The following is a 17,233-nucleotide window of genomic DNA, read 5'->3' as shown; positions in this document are numbered from 1 at the left end:
CTTCCCTGGACGCCTTTAGGACCCCTTCCTGTTTTCTTTCGTTTGGGGGGGGACGCGAACATTCCCCCCGGACACCTCCCCTGAACGGGGGGGGGGGGGGGAGCGACCCCCCCCCCCCCGCCCCGTGCCTTCCCCCGTGCGGCCGTGCGCTCCGCCGGTCCCGGTCGGGCGACCCTGGTCAGCCGAACCCGGTCAGCCGACCCTGGTCAGCTTGTCGCCGAAGGCCGGCTCGGTCAGATCGCCCTGCAGCACCACCGGTGCCGTGACCTTTCCGGTGCCCGTCCCCACGGTCACCATGCCGATCTCGCTGCCGGCCTTGGCCTCGTGGCTGATGCCCTTGCCGTTGTCAGTGACCTTCAGCTCGACCTCCAGGCCGGGCCAGCCGACCGCCTTGAGGTCCTTCGTCGCCACCACCGGGGTCTGCGCGCCGAAACCGTTGTCCACGTACCCGACCACGTCACCCTTCTTCACGACCGTGGCGGAGGTGACGGCCTGCTGCGCGTCCTTGATCAGCTTGAGGCTGTTGGTCAGGGAGAGCGTCAGGCTGTCGTAGACCCGGCCCGTACCGGCCTGCTGGCCCATGACCGCTCCGTAGATCCACAGCACCTTGCCGTCGACCTTGGTGTTCGCGGACCAGAGCAGGTTGCCGCCCGCCGGGGTGGAGGAGCCGGTCTTGATGCCGCTCACCCCGGGCTCCAGGAGCAGGGTGTTGTTGTTGTAGATCTTGCCGTTCATGCCCTCGATCACGACCTCGGGCATATCCACGATCGTCCGGAACACATCGTTCCGCATGACCGCCTGGGCCAGTTTGAGCTGGTCGGTCGCGGTGGAGACGGTCGCCTTGTCCAGCCCGCTCGGGTCCGTGTACGTCGAGTCGGCCATCCCGAGGTCCTTGGCCGCGTCGTTCATCTTGTCGATGAACGCCTCCTCGCTCCCCGCGTCCCAGCGGGCGAGCAACCGCGCCACGTTGTTGCCCGACGGGATCATCAGCAACTGCAGCATCTGCCGCTGGCTGAGCTTCTGGCCCTTGGACAGGGGGGCCGTCGACTCGTCGGGGCGCTTGGACTCGTCCTCCCCCTGCTGGTCGACGGTGATCGTCTCGCCCTCCTCGTCGCCCTTGAGGGGGTGCTCCTTGAGGATCACGTAGGCGGTCATGACCTTCGCGACACTGGCGATGGGCGCCGACTTCTGCGCCCCTTCGGAGCCGAGCGAACCGACGCCGTCCACCATCACGGCCGACTGCCCCTGGCCCGGCCAGGACAACTTCGTCTCGCCGCCCTCGAAGGCGTACGTCGGCTTCGCCGTGAGCTTCAGGGTCGGCTCCGGCAGCGGGCGCATCACCTGCGCGATCGCAAAGACGATCAGCAGGAGGAGGACGAGCGGGGTCCAGATCTTGATCCGTCGGACCGCCGTACGGACCGGGGTCTCGGGCGGCGGCGGGGTGTTCGTCAGCTCGGCGAGCAGGTCGAGCGGCGGCTTGGGCGGCAGCGGCTGCTGGCGGGTCCGCTCGGCCACCGCCCAGGAGGGAGTGGCCCCCGGTGCCGACGGGGTCGAGGGCCGAGCCGGGGCCGGGGGCGGAGTGGACGACGCCGTCGAGGCCGCGTCGCTCCTGGCGCCGGAGGGGGCGGTGGCGGAAGCGGGGGGCCGTACGTCGTCGGAGCGCAGGGGTACGAAGGTGCTCGTACGCTCGACGACGCTCTCGGGCTCGTCCTGCGCGCCCTTCGGGCCCTGGCCGGGCTCGCCCTGGTCGCCGTCCGCCGGCCTGTCACGCGGCGGGAGCTTCAGCGCGGTCGTCGGCTGGTCGACCTTCTTGGGGGGAGCGACGGCCTTGAAGACCGCCGTGGGCTGATCGATTCCTCGCAGGTCGGAGCCGGTGTCGGAGTCGGTGCCCGCGTCGGCGCCGCCGTCCGTGCCGGAGTCGGCGTCCGTGCCGGAGTCGGTGTCCTTGTCGGCTTCGGCCGTGGGTGCGGCGGCGCCTTCCGGTCCGGGCTCGGCATCGGCTGTCGGCTCACGCCCGGCGTCCGCCTTCGCGTCATCCTCCGCCGCCGACTCGCCCTTCGCCTCGCCCTTCGCCGATTCCTCGCCCTTCGAAGGCTTCTCGTCACCGTCCGCCGCATCGACCCAGGCGGCGACAGCCGCGCGCAGCCGTACGTCACCGGGCTCCGGCTCACCCTCGGAGCCCTCGGCCGTGTCGGCCTGCTCGGCGTCCGTACCGACGCCCGCGCCCGCGTCCGCGTCGGCATCCGTGTCCGTGTCCGCCTCAGGGGCCTTGGCCGCCACGCCGGAGGCTTCGGAGCCCCCTGGGCCCTCTGAGGGCTTCCGGGGCGTTACAGCGCCCTCAGACGCCTCCGCGGGCTCCGCCGCGGAGGCCGCCTCGTCCTCCGGGCGCCGGGGACGGAAGACTGCGGTGGCCGTGTCCGGCGTCACCGCGTCGGCGGCCTTCGCCCCGTCCTCCGCACCCGTGCTCGCGTCCACGTCCGCATCAGGTTCACGGAACACCGCGACGCGCGGGTCGCGTTCCTCCGCAGCCGTCCCCGACGACTTCCGCTGCTCCGTTTTGTCGGGGGACTCGCCCGCCACCGATGCCTCCTGATGCACTGCGGGGGCGACCCCCGCGCTGTCCGAACCATCTACCAGTGTCCTGTGTGAACCCCTGGCCGAGCTGCTAGACGAGAACGACATACCTACCGGTTCCCACACAAAGCAGTCAGGCGCTCTCGACAGATGAATGTGAGAGGGGTCACCCTGTCAGACATCCACGCGGGGAGGCATGGATGGGCAGGAGCCGCAGAACAATCCCGGAGGAGCTTCTGCTGCTCGCTCTGGACCCGGCCACGGGTACCACAGCGCAGCCGCAGTCGCTCGACCTCGGCCTGGCCGGGGCACAGCTAGTGGAGCTGGCTCTGGCAGGACGGATAGCCCCTGACGGGGATCGTATCGCCGTGGTGATGCCACGGCCGACAGGAGATCCGACACTGGACTCCGCACTGGAGCTGCTGCGCCGTCGTGGCAGCCCGGTCCGGGCGGTCCACTGGATCGGCGGGCCCCGGCTGGGGCTGCGCCAGATCTATCTCGCCCATCTGGAGCGGTGCGGCATGGTTCATGCCGTGGCGGGCCAGATGTGCGGGGTGCTGCCGACGACTCGCTACCAGGCGACGGACACGGCGATCAGCCGGGACATCAGGGCCCGGCTGGACAGTGCGATCCGCACCGGCGTACCGCCGGACCCGCGGACCGCGGCGCTCGCCGCACTGGCCCACGCGGTCGGACTCGGCAAGCATCTGTACCCCGGGAACGAGGGGCGCTCATCGCGCTCCCGCCTCCGGGACCTGATCAGGCACGACCCCATGGGCGGCCTCGTGGCGCACGCCGTGATGGACGTCCAGAACGGTGTGGCCATCCAGCCGCGCCGTACGCAGCAGGCAGCGGGCGTTCCGTTGCAGCCGCAAGCACAGGCACGCCGGGGCAGCATGGCGCACACCGCCGCGAGCTGACCCGACAGGCCCGAGCACCCCCCGTACGACACGCTCGTGCGGGCCCGGCAGGACCCGCGCAGGGGACCGCGCGGACAATCGCACACCGCCGTACCGACGTCATCGGACCCGGTTCGGGAGCCGCACCACGCGCGGGGCAGCCGGTCAGGACCGGCTGCCCCGCGCGCTTGCGCGCCGTGTCGCACGCCCTCTCGCGCACCCTCCCGCGCGCCGGTGCGTGCTCCGGTGCGCGGCCGGACGCTTATACCGCACGCACCTGCGTGTGGCCGTTTCCCAGCGCGCCCGGGGCACGGGGTGGCAATCTGCTGAGCAGTAGATACGCACAGCTACATAGCGGAGGTGCACTTTCCGTGCCGTCCAACGTCAATCCCACAGTCAGGCGACGCAGGTTGGGCCAGGAACTGCGCCGCCTGCGCGAACTCAAAGGCATGACGGCCGAGGAGGTGGCGGAGCGTCTGCTGGTCTCGCAGTCGAAGATCAGCCGCCTGGAGAACGGCCGCCGTTCCATCAGCCAGCGCGATGTGCGTGACCTCTGCGGGGTGTACGAGGTCGAGGACCACCGCATCGTCGACTCCCTGATGCAGATGGCCAAGGACTCGCGCCAGCAGGGCTGGTGGCACGCCTTCGGCGACATTCCGTACAGCGTCTACATCGGCCTGGAGACGGACGCCGAGTCCCTGCGCGTCTACGAGCCCCAGATGGTTCCGGGCCTGCTCCAGACCAGGGCGTACGCCGAGGCCTTGATCAGCGGAGCCCTTCCCGAGGCACCGCCGTCGGACATCGAGAAGCGCGTCAACGTACGGTCGCGGCGCCAGGACCGGGTCAACGCGCCGGAGAACCCGCTGCGGCTCTGGGCCGTGATCGACGAGTCGGCGCTGCGACGGCGGGTCGGGGACAACCAGATCATGATCGACCAGCTGGAGCACCTCGTCGAGCAGTCGCACCTGCCGCATGTGACCGTGCAGGTGCTGCCGTTCGAGATGGGCGCGCACCCCGGGATCAACGGGCAGTACGCGATCCTGGAGTTCCCTGACGCCGCGGACTCCAGCGTCGTCTACATCGAGGGCGTCACGAGCGATCTCTATCTGGAGAAGGCGAACGACGTGCAGCGCTACAGCGTGATGTACGAGCACCTGCGGGCGCAGGCTCTGAACGTGGAGCAGACGCGGGAGTTCGTCACGAAGATCGCCAAGTCGTACACCAGCTGACAGCTGGCAACTGCCGGCCGAACAGGCCCCACACCGACCGAATCAGGACACCGCACGGTCCGTTCCTCCGGACATCGAACGGCTTCGCGCATGAGGCGGCGGCACGATACACCGCCGCCGCCTCATAGCGTAAGGGTTCCCGGCTACATACCACCCGGTCGAGTGAACGCCCCCTTCGCGGGCCGAGCTTGGCGAGTAGCGTCGATCACGCCAATCGGAATTCGGAATCCGGCTGGTGCGACTCACCCGACTCGCTCGACTCTCTGAACCGGAGTGAACATGGCAATTCTTCAGGGTGCTACGGACATGTGGACGAAGTCGTCGTACTCCGGGGGCAACGGCGCGTGCGTCGAGGTCAAGTCCCCGGTCGCTCTGTCCATCGCCGTGCGCGACTCGAAGGCTCCCGAGGGGCCCTCGCTCACCTTCGTCCCCGGTGCGTGGAACGCGTTCGTACGCGATGTCGCCACCGGCTCGGTCAACGCCTGACCGGACGCCCGACGACCGAAAATCGCCTGTCCGTACCGCAGGCCGCACCACCTGATGGAGCCCTCTCGACCGGTCCGCCGTCCTGGCCGAGGGGGCAACGGCCGTCACACCCCCACGACCCGCCACCGCCGACCCGTCACCCCCACCGGCACGTCACCACAGCGGGTCCACGTACCTATCGCCCCCGGTACCGTCGGAGTGGACGGCGCGACCAGCTCGTCCCGCCCCAGCCCCTCTCCGCGACAGTCGCCGCTGCTCTCCGCGGGCGAGCCGATGCCCTGACGCCGATGCGCTGACGAGCCTGCACACCACACACGCCCGCTTCACGCCCCGCGCGGGTAGCGGGCCAGCCAGCCGGGCGCGGCGGCGGTCGCGCTGTGCAGCGCCGGGCCCTGGGTCATCTCCATCGCGAAGTCGTCGGCCAGTTCGAGGAGGGTGGGGCGCCCCTCCAGCTCCGCGAGCCAGGCCGGGGGCAGCGCGGTCTCGCCGTGCAGCGCGCCCAGCAGCGCCCCGCAGGCGGAGCCGGTCGCTCGGGAGGGACCGCCGTGGTTGACGGCGAGCCGCAGTCCGTGCCGTACGTCCTCACTGACGAGCGCGCAGTACACGGCGACCGCAAGCACCTCCTCGGCGGCGTCGCCCGCGCCCAGCCCCTCGATGAGGGCGGGGCCCGGGATGCCCTGGCGCACGGAGCCGAGGGCCTGTCGCAGGGCCTCGGCCACCGGTTCGTGGCCGGGGCGCTCGGTGAGCAGGGCCAGGGCGTGCTGGACGGAACCGTCCAGGGTCTCCCCGCGCGCCAGCCCGTGCACGAGTACGGCGAAGGCCCCGGCGGCGAGCTGGGCGGCGGGGTGGCCGTGGGTGTGGGCCGCGCACTCCACGGCGAGCTGGAGCACGAGCTGCGGCTCCCACCCCACGAGCAGCCCGAAGGGCGCGGACCGGGTGAGCGCGCCGGCGTCCCGGGCGGTGGGGTTCTTGGGCCGCTCCAGGGTGCCCATGACCGGGTCGCCGAAGCCGCCCAGGCACTCCCGGGTGGGCTCGCGGCGGGCGTAGAGCCACTCCTCGGCGGCCAGCCAGCCGTTGTCCTCGCGCCGCTCGTCGGGCCCCCAGTCGTGCTGGGTGGCGGCCCAGCGCAGATGGGCCCGGTGGACGTCGGTGGGCGGGTGCCAGGCGCCGGTGTCGCGGCGGACCTGGGCGCGGATCAGCCCGTCGACGGTGAAGAGGGTGAGCTGCGTGCAGGCGGTGACGGCACCGCGTCTGCCGTGCGCGGGAACGTAGTCGGTGACCCCTTCGGGCCCGTGCGCCGCCCGGATCTCCTCCAGCGCGAGGCCGTCGACCCCGGCGCCGAGCGCGTCCCCGATGGCCCCGCCGAGCAGCGCGCCGCGGACCCGGCCGCGGAAGTCCTGCTGCTCGGCCCGCCCCCAGACCGCCGTGGTCCCTGTGCTCACCCCGCCGCCTCCCGCCACCGCATGGTCGCCGCCATGGTCACCGCCTGTGCGGGCCTCTGCGGGCGACCGCGCAAGCACTGTAATCGAACGGGAACGGGGGGTAGAGGGGGCAACCGGGGTACGGCAGGTGTACGTACGGGTATGGCGGCGGACGTCCCGCAGGTCGTTTTTGGGCGGACCTGAGGCGGGGACCCGGCCCACGGGAGGCAGGGCTCCGGCCCGCGGGAGGCAGGGCTCCGGCCCGCGGGAGGCAGGGCTCCGGCCCGCGGGAGGCAGGGCTCCGGCCCACGGGAGGCAGGGCTCCGGCCCGCGGGAGGCAGGGCTCCGGCCCGCGGGAGGCGGGGCTCCGGCCCGCGGGAGGCGGGGCTCCGGCCCACGGGAGGCGGGGCTGCCGCCGCGCCCGACCCTACGCCCCGGCAGCCGCCCCCAGCCGCTCGCGCTGGGCCCGAGCCCACCCGTACTCCGGGTCCAGCTCCAACGCCCGGTCCAGGTCCGCCCGCGCCTCCCCCACCCGGCCCAGGGCCTCCAGCGCCAGGGCCCTGCTGCCGTGCGCCCAGGCGTACTCCGGATCCAGGGCCAGGGCCCGCCCGTAGCAGGCCACGGCCTCCTCGTACCGCCCGGTCGCCCGGTACACCTCGCCCCGCTCCCCCTCGGTGCCCGCGAGCCCGGGGGTCAGCTCCTCGGCCCGGTCCAGGTCGGCCAGGGCGCCCACGGGGTCCCCGAGAACCGTGCGCACCCGGGCCCGCCGCACCAGCGCCCAGGCGTACTCGGGCCACAGGCCGATCGCCCGGTCGAAGTCCTCCAGCGCCTCCTCGTGGCGCCCCAGCCGATGCCGGACCAGCCCCCGGCTGCCGAGCGGCACCGCGTCTGCCGGGTCCAGCGCGTGGGCCCGGTCCAGGACGCTCAGGGCCTCCGTGAGCCGCCCCATCCGCCGGTATGTCTCACCCCGCTCCCGCACCGCCCAGGCCCAGGCGGGGGCGATCTCCTCAGCCCGGTCCAGGTCCGCGAGGGCCTCCTCGTACCGGCCGAGCGCCCGCAGCACCACCGCCCGCCCCTGGTGGGCGCGTTCGCTGCGCGGGTGCAGGGCGATGGCCCGCCCGTGGTCGGAGAGGGCCGCGTCGAACTCCCGGGCGCGGAAGCGGTCCCAGGCCCGCGCCACCAGGGCGGCCGCCCGGTCCGTGTCGGTCAGCTCGGCGCGGGTGAGGAGGAGTCCGAGGGCGGCGGTGGGCCGGGGCCCGTGGTCCATGACGGCGGCGAGGAGGTCCCGGCCCCAGTCGCGGAGTACGGCGCTGTCGGCGTCCTCCCCGGCCTCCACCAGGCTGCGGGCCCAGTGGCGGGCGGCGGAGGGCTGCTGGCCGCACACCTCGATCCCGGCACGCAGGGCGTCGGGCAGCGCGGTGCGGGGGCGGGCGCAGAGCCGGTGGTACAGCACGTCGAGGGCGGCCCGGCGCCACGGTTCGTCGGCCCAGAGCCGGTCCGGGGCGACGCCGTCGGCCGCCGCGTCCCGGCGCGCGGCGAAGGCGTCGGCCAGCCGGTCGTGCGTCTGGGTCCACCGCCGCGGGGAGCCGGTGCGCTGGAGCCTCAGCATCGGGGCCCGTACGACACCGTGGTAGCGGGAGCGACCCGAGTGCGGCTCGACGACGAACGGAAGCTCGTGCAGCCAGTCGTAGAGCCCGGGCACGGGGGTGGGGGCGGCGACGGCCACCAGGTCCTCGTCGAACCGCCGGGGCAACGCGCAGGCGAGGGCCGCCGCCCGGCGGTCCGGGTCGCTCTCGCCGGCCAGGAAGCGTTCGACGACGGTCGCGTTCGCCTCACCGGCCGCACCGGGGTTGGCAGCGAGGGTGGACACCAGTACCGGCAGCCCGCCGGAGAGCCGCAGCACCTCCCTCACCGCGGGCTCCGCCACCACCCCGCGTCCGTGCAGGAGTTGCCGCGACTCCGCCTCGGTGAACGGCCGCAGCGGTACGTCGGCCACCAGGCGGCTCCGGTCGCCCCAGCGCGCGGGGTCCAGCCGCCGCTGCCCGGCCAGGGTGAGGACCAGGTTGGCGGGCAGCTCGCCGTACCGCCCGAAGACCAGCAGGTCCGCCAGCCACCGGTCCAGGAGGGGCGCGGTGCGCTCGTACGTGTCGAGGAACAGCACGACCCACGGCACCGCGTCCGCGACCCGCCCCAGCTCGGCGACGAAGACCGGTGTCAGCTCACGCACCGGTTCGGCCAGCAGCCGCGCCTCCTCCTGATGCCGCGACCGCCCGCCGAACACCGCCCGCAGCCCGCCCGCGCTCCGCGCCACGACCGCCGGGTCGATGCTCCCGGCCAGCGCCCCGACCACGGGTATCGCCCCGGCCGCCATCAGCCCGGCCTGCGCGGCGGCGAGCGCCCCGGGCGAGGGGGCGTCCCCGTCGGCCGCGAGCCGGTCGGCCACCGTGTGGAGGGCACGCCGGTACGCGGCCAGCTTCCGCTCCAGCGCCTTCAACGGGTGCCCCTGCTCGGCGCATTGGGCGGCGACGGCCGCGAGCACCTCCGGCACGGAGTCGGCCCCCTCGTCGACGAATGCCGTGAGCGCCCCGAACTCCCTTGCCGTCTGCTGCCATTCCCGTACGAGCGAGGTCTTTCCGACCCCCGCGTTGCCCCGCACGTGGAAGACGAACCGGTGCCCGGGATCCTCGGGCGGGACGGTGAAGTTGCGCCGGAAGAGGTCGAGTTCCGCCTCCCGCCCGACGAACGCGGCCCGGCGCCGCCCTTCGACGATCTGCTGGAGGGAGAGGCGGCGGGGGCTGGACGACGGCATGGGGCCAGTCTGTCAGCGGTCCCCGGAATCTGGCAGCCACTGCCTCGGGGCTGCGCGCGACGAGCAGCCCGTGCGGTGGCCCCCGGCCGCCTTCAGCCCTCCGTGCGGTGGCCCCCTGAGGCCTTCAGCCCTCCAGGGCGCCCAGCTGCTGCATCAGGCCCAAATCGTCCACGTTCCACCAGCTTTCGGCGATCTTCCCTCCCACGCAGCGGAAGGTCGCGTGCCCGGTGCCCGCGATGTCCCGGTTGGTGGTCGTGATGTCCTTGTAGTCGGCGACGTGCTTCCCCTTGACGGAGAACCGCACACAGACCTGGTCGCCCTCGGCGATCATGTGTTCGATGGTGACCCGGGGCCTGAAGGCCCTGAGAAGTTCCGCGTTCTCCTGCTTGGCCTGGTCGAGACCGATGTCGTAGGAGGACAGGGACGGGTCGTGCTCGCGGTAGTCAACCGTGCACAGTGCGTCCGCGGCGTCCACGTCGCCGCCGTTCACGACCTCCTCGAAGAACCGCTCGACCATGCCCTTGCTGAGCTGCTCGTCCCGTACGACATCCAGGTCCGTGAAGGACGGCATCCCGTCGCACAGGGCCACCATCTCCTGGAAGATCCGGTCGGTCTCCGGAAGGTTCGAGTTCTTCATCGCCTCCTCGTACGAGGGGAACTCCACGATGTCCACCACGTGCGACGGGTCCGCGCGGTCCTGGCCCATGATCGCGTGAGTGGCGGTCCGCTTGCCCTGCGTGGCCTCGGCCCAGCTGTCCAACAGACGGTTCATCTCGTCGGGGTGACTCGTCCTGCAGTCGATGACCTGCACGAATGTCATGACCCTCATCTCCTGAGTGCCGGAGCATCCCCTCTTCAGGCTATGCCTGTCCCGGCGCCCTGTCGTGGGCGGGCACCCCTGGGCGACGGTGAACCGCAGGCCGAGGCGGGCGGCGGACGGGGGGTCGATCGCGCCTGCGACGCGCGGAGCATCGGACCCGGACCGCATTCCGCACGGCGCGCGGCGCACGGGCCCTGGTCGGCCCAGCCGACAGCACCCTGTCGCCGCGAACGGAAAAGCACCTCCCACCGTGGCGAAGAGGGCCTCGCCACCCCGGGATCCAGGACACGGACCCCGGGCCACGAGGGGCTTTCAGGCCCAGGGGTCGAAGGGGATCCCGGCGGGCTTGGAGTTGTTGAGCAGGTTGCGGAAGCGGTCGTCCTTGTCGGTGACCTTGATGGTCGCGGACCCGAAGTCGGCGTTCATGAGCCTGTCGCGCAACTCCGTGCTGGGGAAGCCGTTCCAGTCGACGAGCGGGGGGTAGCGCCAGTCGCCGTAGTGGTTCTCCGGCGGCTCGTCGTTGTTGTTGGCGAGCCGGAAGAAGTGCGTGCTCGCGCCGTCCTTGTGGTAGACGGCCTTGGGGTGCGAGCCGTCGAAGCGGACCTGGGAGCGGGGGTAGGTCTTGACCGTGCGGTGCTGGGTGGTCGAGACGTAATCCACTTGGTTCGACGCCTGGTTGACCCAGGAGATGACGTGCTCGAAGTCATGGCGGTGCCCGCCGAGGCCGCTGCCGTGGACGGCCTGATCCTTCTCGAAGTAGCTCGCGTAGACGATGCCGCACCACCCGTTGTTGCACTTCGAGCGGGCGTACGTCTGCGAGTTGTCCAGGTCCCACTTGTCCCGGCAGCTCCCGTTGATCGCCCCGGTGGTCTTGAGCCCGGGCGCGAGGGTGCCGTCCGGCCCGATGGCGGGGGTGGCATAGCAGCCGTCCCCGTCGTAGTCGTAGGCGGGCGAGAAGGTCTGCTCGTACGCTCCGGCGTTCTGCGGGAGGTGCTGCGGCGGGTCGGCGTGGGCGGCGGACGCGGTGGCCAGGACGAGGAGACCGGCGGCGGCGAGGACCGTGGCGGTGCGGGTGGCGTGGCGGTTGCGCTGGGAAAGGGAGGCGCCTGCGGTCGCATGCGCCTGACGGTGGACCTTGCGGGCGAATACCGGTATCGGCGGGGTTCGCATGTCTTCTCGCTCCTGTCTCAACAGCACGTGACGGCAGGGATGACCCCCGCAAGAGTTGCCCGGGTCATGACAGAAAGAAACGGAAGGCCGGCACCGACGCAGGCGCAGATCGACGCGGTGGCCAAGGAGATCAGCACCATCCTGACCGCGGCAGAGGGTCTTCGAGGGCCGGGAGCGGCAACTGCGGGCCCTGGCCGACGAATGGGCCGAGCCCGCCCCCATCACTCCAACACCCGCCACACGATCACCGACGAGATCAACGGCGCCGCGTACGACGGGAACGACCGGGCTGCCGCCCGTGACCTCCAGGAGTGGGCGCGGGGGCCCGGGCCCCCGGCACCCTCGCCGCCCCTCAGCTGGGCACCACCGGCAGCAGCTCCGGCAGTTGGCCGTCCGAGGCCGTCGCCGCCGCGACGCGTTCCGCCGGGACCTCTCCGTACAGGGTGGTACGCGGGCGGGACGGGCGGCCCGCCAGTTCCGCGATGGCCTTCAGGTCCTGGATCGAGCGGTACGAGCCGTAACTGGAGCCCGCCATACGGGAGATGGTCTCCTCCATCAACGTGCCGCCCAGGTCGTTGGCGCCCGAGCGGAGCATCTCCGCCGCACCCTCCGTGCCGAGCTTCACCCAGCTCGTCTGGATGTTGGTGATGTGCGGGTGCAGGAGGAGCCGCGCCATCGCCGTCACCGCACGGTTGTCGCGGTCGGTGGGGCCGGGGCGGGCGATGCCGGCCAGGTAGACCGGGGCGTTGGTGTGGATGAAGGGGAGCGTGACGAACTCCGTGAAGCCTCCCGTCTCCTGCTGGAGCCGGGCCAGCGTCCGGAAGTGGCCGAGCCAGTGGCGGGGCTGGTCGACGTGCCCGTACATCATCGTCGAGGACGAGCGCAGGCCCGCCTCATGGGCGGTTCTGACGACCTCCAGCCAGGTGGCCGTGGGCAGTTTGCCCTTGGTGAGGACCCAGCGGACCTCGTCGTCCAGGATCTCCGCCGCCGTACCGGGGATCGAGTCGAGCCCGGCCTCCCTGGCGGCGGTCAGCCAGTCGCGGATCGACATGCCGGTGCGGGTCGCGCCGTTGACGACCTCCATGGGCGAGAAGGCGTGGACGTGCATACCGGGGACGCGCTCCTTCACCGCCCGCGCGATGTCGAAGTACGCCGTGCCCGGCAGGTCCGGGTGGATGCCGCCCTGCATGCAGACCTCGACCGCGCCGACGTCCCACGCCTGCGCCGCCCGGTCCGCGACCTGGTCCAGGGAGAGCGTGTACGCGTCGGCGTCGGTGCGGCGCTGGGCGAAGGCGCAGAAACGGCAGCCGGTGTAGCAGACGTTGGTGAAGTTGATGTTCCGCGTGACGATGTACGTGACCTCGTCGCCGACGACGTCCCGGCGCAGCGCGTCCGCGATCCGGCACAGCTCGTCCAGCGCCGGGCCGTCCGCGTGGAGCAGGGCGAGGGCCTGGTCGTCGGTGAGCTTCGTCGGATCGTCGGCGGCCTGGCTCAGCGCCTGGCGCACGTCGGCGTCGATCCGGGACGGGACCATGCCGGGGGCCGCGGCCTCCCGGAGCGCCTCCCAGTCCCCGTACACCTCGTCGAAGTCGTTACGCCGGTCGCCGGTGCGGCCCTCTGTGTCGATGGTGGCGTGCAGGTCGGTACGGCCGAATGAGGTGAACCCCTCGTCGGGCTCCTGCCAGGGGAGACCGGTGGGGATCGCGCCCTCGCGGGCGAGACCCGTCTCCGGATCGGCCAGGGCGCGGACGTGCGGGAGGAGGCGGGGGTCGAGCCAGGGCTCGCCGCGCTGGATGAACTCCGGGTAGATGGTGAGGCGTTCACGGAGAGTGAAGCCCGATTCAGCGGTCTTCTCGGCCAGTTCGTCGATGTGCGGCCAGGGGCGTTCGGGGTTGACGTGGTCGGGGGTGAGGGGTGAGACGCCGCCCCAGTCGTCGATGCCCGCACCGATGAGCAGCGCGTACTCGGCGTCCACCAGGTTCGGCGGGGCCTGGATACGGGCGGACGGGCCGAGGATGTGCCGGGCCACGGCGATGGCGGCCGCCAGCTCCTCCAGCTCCGCGTCGGGCATCCCGCGCATCGCCGTGTCCGGCTTGGCGCGGAAGTTCTGCACGATCACTTCCTGGATGCCGTGATAGGCGCGGGCCGTCCTGCGCAGCTCGAAGAGGGAGTCGGCGCGCTCCTCGTACGACTCCCCGATCCCGATGAGGATGCCGGTGGTGAAGGGGACGTTGGAGCGCCCCGCGTCCTCGAGCACGCGCAGCCGCACCGCCGGCTCCTTGTCCGGGGAGCCGTGGTGCGGGCCGCCGGGCTCGGACCAGAGGCGGGTGGCCGTCGTCTCCAGCATCATCCCCATGGAGGGCGCGACGGGCTTCAGCCGCTGGAGGTCGGTCCAGGCCATGACGCCCGGGTTGAGGTGGGGCAGCAGGCCCGTCTCCTCAAGTACCCGGATCGCCATGGCCCGTACGTACGCGAGGGTGTCGTCGTACCCCTCCGCCTCCAGCCACTCCCGCGCCTCGGGCCAGCGGTCCTCCGGGCGGTCGCCGAGCGTGAACAGCGCCTCCTTGCACCCCATGGCCGCGCCCTCGCGGGCGATCTTCAGCACCTCGTCGGGGGAGAGGAACATGCCGTGGCCGGCGCGGCGGAGCTTGCCGGGGACGGTGACGAAGGTGCAGTAGTGACACCTGTCACGGCAGAGGCGGGTGAGGGGGATGAAGACCTTGCGCGAGTACGTGATCACGCCCGGCCGGCCCGCCGCCTCCAGCCCCGCGTCACGGACGCGGGCGGCGGACGCGGCCAGATCCTTCAGGTCCTCGCCGCGCGCCTGGAGCAGGACGGCGGCCTCGGTGACGTCGAGGGCGACCCCGTCCCGGGCACGTCTGAGCGCGCGCCGCATGGCGTTGGCGGTGGGGCGTCCGTGCTGAGGATCGGGCTCGGAATCGGTCATGCCCCGAGCATACGAGCGGGGCGGGGGGCCCTGGCCAGCCCGTCCCCCGGCCCGCCGCCCGACCGTGGCGTGATCGGGGCCCACCCGGCCCGTCCGGCGGATCGGCCCAGGCCGATGCACCGCCCGCTACGGCCGTCCCAGGGCGGTCTACCTCAGGGACAAGGCGGGGACAAGGCGAGGGCGAGGCGCACACGGAGCGCCCGGCGCCCGCTCCGTGCGGCTACTTCCCCAGGACCGCCTGCATCACCTTCTTCGCGATCGGCGCCCCCAGTCGGCCACCCGAGATGTCCGAGCGGGAGATGTCCATGTCCGTCGGGTCGATGAAGACGGCCACGGCCACCGAACGGCCGTCGTCCTTCTTGCCGTAGCTGACGAACCAGCCGTATGGCACCTCGTCGCGCACGTTCACCCCGCGCTGCGCGGTGCCCGTCTTGCCGCCGACCGTCACCCCGTCGATCAGGGCGCGCTGCGCGCTGCCCTCCCTCGCGGTGTGCTCCATCATCTCCTGGACCTTCTTCGCCGTCTCGGGAGAGACCGCCTGGCTCATCTCCATCGGCTCGTTCGTCTCCAGCGTGGAGAGGTCCGGGCCCTTCAGCTCCTCCACGATGTAGGGCTGCATCAGCTTGCCGTCGTTGGCCAGGGCCGCCGTCACCATCGCCATCTGCATCGGGGTGCTCGTCAGGCTGCCCTGGCCCATGCCGGTGAGGGCCGTGCCGGGCTTGTCGAGCTTCTCCGGGTAGAGGCTCTTCGTGGCGAGCATGTCGCCGAACTCGGCCGCGTACACGTCCTCGTTGAAGCCGAACTTCTCCGCCGTCGCCCGCATCTTCTCCTCGCCCAGCTGGGCGGCCACGTCGAGGAAGACGTTGTTGCAGGAGTACTGCATGGCGGTCTTCATCGACGCCTTGTCGCAGACGGTGTCCCCCGCCTCACTGCCGATCCTGTTCCTGGAGAGCGGCAGCGGGTAGGGGGAGACCGCCTTCGTCGGGGCGTCCACGTCCGAGACCACCCCGTGCTCCAGCGCCGCCGCCGCGGTGAGGACCTTGAAGGTCGAGCCGGGCGGGTAGGTCTCGCGCAGCGGGCGGTTGGCCAGCGGCTTGGCCTTGTCGTCGAGGAGGGCCTTGAAGCGGTCGCTCTCCTTGAACGAGATCCCGGCGAAGACCCCCGGGTCGTACGAGGGGGTGGAGACCAGGGCCAGCACCTTGCCGGTGCGCGGGTCCAGGGCCACGACCGCGCCCCGGGCTCCCAGGTCGGTCAGCGCCTTGTAGCCGGCCTTCTGGGCGTTGGGGTCGATCGTGGTGATCACGCTGCCGCCGCGCCTGGGCTGCCCCATCAGGACGTCCTTGGCGTGGCGGAAGGCGAAGCGGTCGTCCTGGCCGCTGAGGACGCTGTCGTACGTGCGCTCCAGCAGCGAGGTGCCCTGGGCCTGGGAGGCGTAACCGGTGACGGGCGCGTACATCGGGCCGTCCTTCCAGGTGCGCTGGAAGGCGTAGTCCCTGCTGCCCGTCTCCTTCGATCCGGTGACCGCCTTGCCGCCGACGATGATGTCGCCGCGCGGGGTGGCGAACCGCTCGAACCTGACCCGGTGGTTGTTCTCGTGCTGGGACAGCTCCACCCGGTCGACCTGCTGGAGCCAGTTCACCCGCAGCAGCAACGCCAGCACCAGCAGCCCGCAGAAGACGGCTATGTGCCGCAACGGCCTGTTCATTCCACTCCCCACCCAGGCGGGCCCCGTGCCCGCACGCCTGGAAACACGTGCGGCCGAACCCGTGTATGCGATCCCCCGGGAGTAAGGATGCCCTGTCGGCGCTCCCGGTTGCACGGGCCGGTGGGACGGACGGGGTGGGTAGGGCTAATGGGGCGGGTGGGGCGGATGGCGCGGGCGGGGTAGGCAAGGCGGGCAGGGCGGGCGGGGGACCTCAGAGGTGGGCCGCGTAGCCGTCCAGCACCCGCAGCACCTCCCGCTCTCCGGCCGGGGGAAGTTGGAGCACCACCTCCTCGATGCCCAGCTCCGCGTAGTGGGCGAGCTTCCCGGGATCGGGGAGGACGGCGTACGGCACCACCTGGAGGTCCTTCGGGTCGCGCCCGGCCTCCTCCCAGACCGCCCGCAGCTTCGGCAGGTCCTCCGTCAGGCCCCGGCCGCCGATGGGCAGCCAGCCGTCCGCGTGCTCCGCGATCGCCGCGAACAGCTTCGGGCCCGCCGCGCCGCCGATCAGCGTGCGCGGGCCGACCACCGGGCCGCGCGGGGCCCGCACCGGCTTCGGGAACGCGAGGCTCGCCGAGACCGACCCGAACTCCCCCTCGTACGCCGTCGGTTCGGGTGACCACAGCGCCCGCATCAGGGCCAGCCGGTCGCGCACCAGCTCCCGGCGTTTCGACCACGCGACCTTGTGGTCGGCGGCCTCCTCCACGTTCCAGCCGTAGCCGACGCCGAGCGTGAACCGGCCGCCGGAGAGGTGGTCCAGGGTCGCCGCCTGCTTGGCCAGGTCGATCGGGTCGTGCTGGGCGACCAGCGTGATACCCGTGCCGAGCGCGATCCGCTCGGTGACCGCCGCCGCCTGGCCGAGCGCCACGAAGGGGTCCAGCGTGCGCCCGTACGCGCGGGGCAGCTCGCCGCCGGCCGGGTAGGGCGTGCGACGGCTCACCGGGATGTGGGTGTGTTCGGGCAGATAGAGCCCGGCGAACCCGCGCTGCTCCAGCTCGCGCGCCAGGCGCACGGGCGTCACCGTCTCGTCGGTGAGGAAGATGGTTGTGGCGATCCGCATCAGGAGAGCACCTCCGTCATCTGGGGGAAGGGCCAAGGTAAGCCGTACGTCGGTGAAATCCGAGACCGTGTCGGCCTTAGCCTGAGGCCGCGCGGCGAGCCTGTCGGCCGTGGAGA

General features: G+C 72.2%; 11 protein-coding genes. 3 read left to right on the top strand and 8 right to left on the bottom strand.

Going from position 1 to position 17,233, the window contains the following annotated elements; translation table 11 throughout:
* Positions 1-192: 192 nt before the first annotated feature.
* Positions 193-2,580: a D-alanyl-D-alanine carboxypeptidase family protein gene (locus AC0682_RS02555; protein WP_478530576.1), complete on the bottom strand. Its 2,388-nt coding sequence runs from the start codon at positions 2,578-2,580 to the stop codon at positions 193-195.
* A 194-nt stretch (positions 2,581-2,774) separates the two neighbouring features.
* On the opposite strand from AC0682_RS02555, the gene AC0682_RS02550 reads away from it, so the two are divergent.
* The 3 genes from AC0682_RS02550 to AC0682_RS02540 all read left to right on the top strand — a co-directional run bounded on the left by AC0682_RS02550 (position 2,775) and on the right by AC0682_RS02540 (position 5,188).
* A complete protein-coding gene (locus tag AC0682_RS02550) occupies positions 2,775-3,494 on the top strand; it encodes a GOLPH3/VPS74 family protein (protein WP_254812336.1) in 720 nt (239 codons plus the stop codon).
* Positions 3,495-3,844: 350 nt separating this feature from the next.
* Entirely contained in the window at positions 3,845-4,702 is an 858-nt protein-coding gene (locus AC0682_RS02545; RefSeq protein WP_254812335.1) for a helix-turn-helix domain-containing protein, read from the top strand.
* A 279-nt stretch (positions 4,703-4,981) separates the two neighbouring features.
* Positions 4,982-5,188 (top strand): DUF397 domain-containing protein, encoded by a 207-nt coding sequence (locus tag AC0682_RS02540; RefSeq protein WP_478530575.1) that lies wholly within the window; start codon positions 4,982-4,984, stop codon positions 5,186-5,188.
* 323 nt (positions 5,189-5,511) lie between these two features.
* Here the strand turns inward: AC0682_RS02540 and AC0682_RS02535 are convergent, their stop codons facing one another.
* From AC0682_RS02535 to AC0682_RS02505, 7 genes are all read right to left on the bottom strand, one after another.
* Entirely contained in the window at positions 5,512-6,630 is a 1,119-nt protein-coding gene (locus AC0682_RS02535) for an ADP-ribosylglycohydrolase family protein (protein ID WP_478530574.1), read from the bottom strand.
* Positions 6,631-7,036: 406 nt separating this feature from the next.
* Positions 7,037-9,418 carry a tetratricopeptide repeat protein gene (locus AC0682_RS02530; RefSeq protein ID WP_478530573.1) on the bottom strand — a complete coding sequence of 794 codons (2,382 nt, stop codon included), beginning with the start codon at positions 9,416-9,418 and terminating at the stop codon, positions 7,037-7,039.
* Between the two features lie 124 nt (positions 9,419-9,542).
* Complete coding sequence (locus AC0682_RS02525) at positions 9,543-10,238, bottom strand: ester cyclase (protein WP_478530572.1); 696 nt, start codon at positions 10,236-10,238, stop codon at positions 9,543-9,545.
* A gap of 312 nt (positions 10,239-10,550) precedes the next feature.
* Entirely contained in the window at positions 10,551-11,408 is an 858-nt protein-coding gene (locus tag AC0682_RS02520) for an NPP1 family protein (RefSeq protein ID WP_478530571.1), read from the bottom strand.
* Positions 11,409-11,760: 352 nt separating this feature from the next.
* A complete protein-coding gene (locus AC0682_RS02515; RefSeq protein WP_478530570.1) occupies positions 11,761-14,355 on the bottom strand; it encodes a bifunctional FO biosynthesis protein CofGH in 2,595 nt (864 codons plus the stop codon).
* Between the two features lie 220 nt (positions 14,356-14,575).
* Positions 14,576-16,060 carry a peptidoglycan D,D-transpeptidase FtsI family protein gene (locus AC0682_RS02510; protein ID WP_478530569.1) on the bottom strand — a complete coding sequence of 495 codons (1,485 nt, stop codon included), beginning with the start codon at positions 16,058-16,060 and terminating at the stop codon, positions 14,576-14,578.
* A 211-nt stretch (positions 16,061-16,271) separates the two neighbouring features.
* Positions 16,272-17,117: an LLM class F420-dependent oxidoreductase gene (locus AC0682_RS02505; protein WP_478530568.1), complete on the bottom strand. Its 846-nt coding sequence runs from the start codon at positions 17,115-17,117 to the stop codon at positions 16,272-16,274.
* Between the last annotated feature and the right edge of the window lie 116 nt (positions 17,118-17,233).

The sequence above is a fragment of the Streptomyces sp. NPDC043746 genome (genome assembly GCF_056436485.1).
The sequence above is the reverse complement of the archived record's forward strand: the minus strand, read 5'-3'. Positions and strand labels throughout refer to the sequence as shown.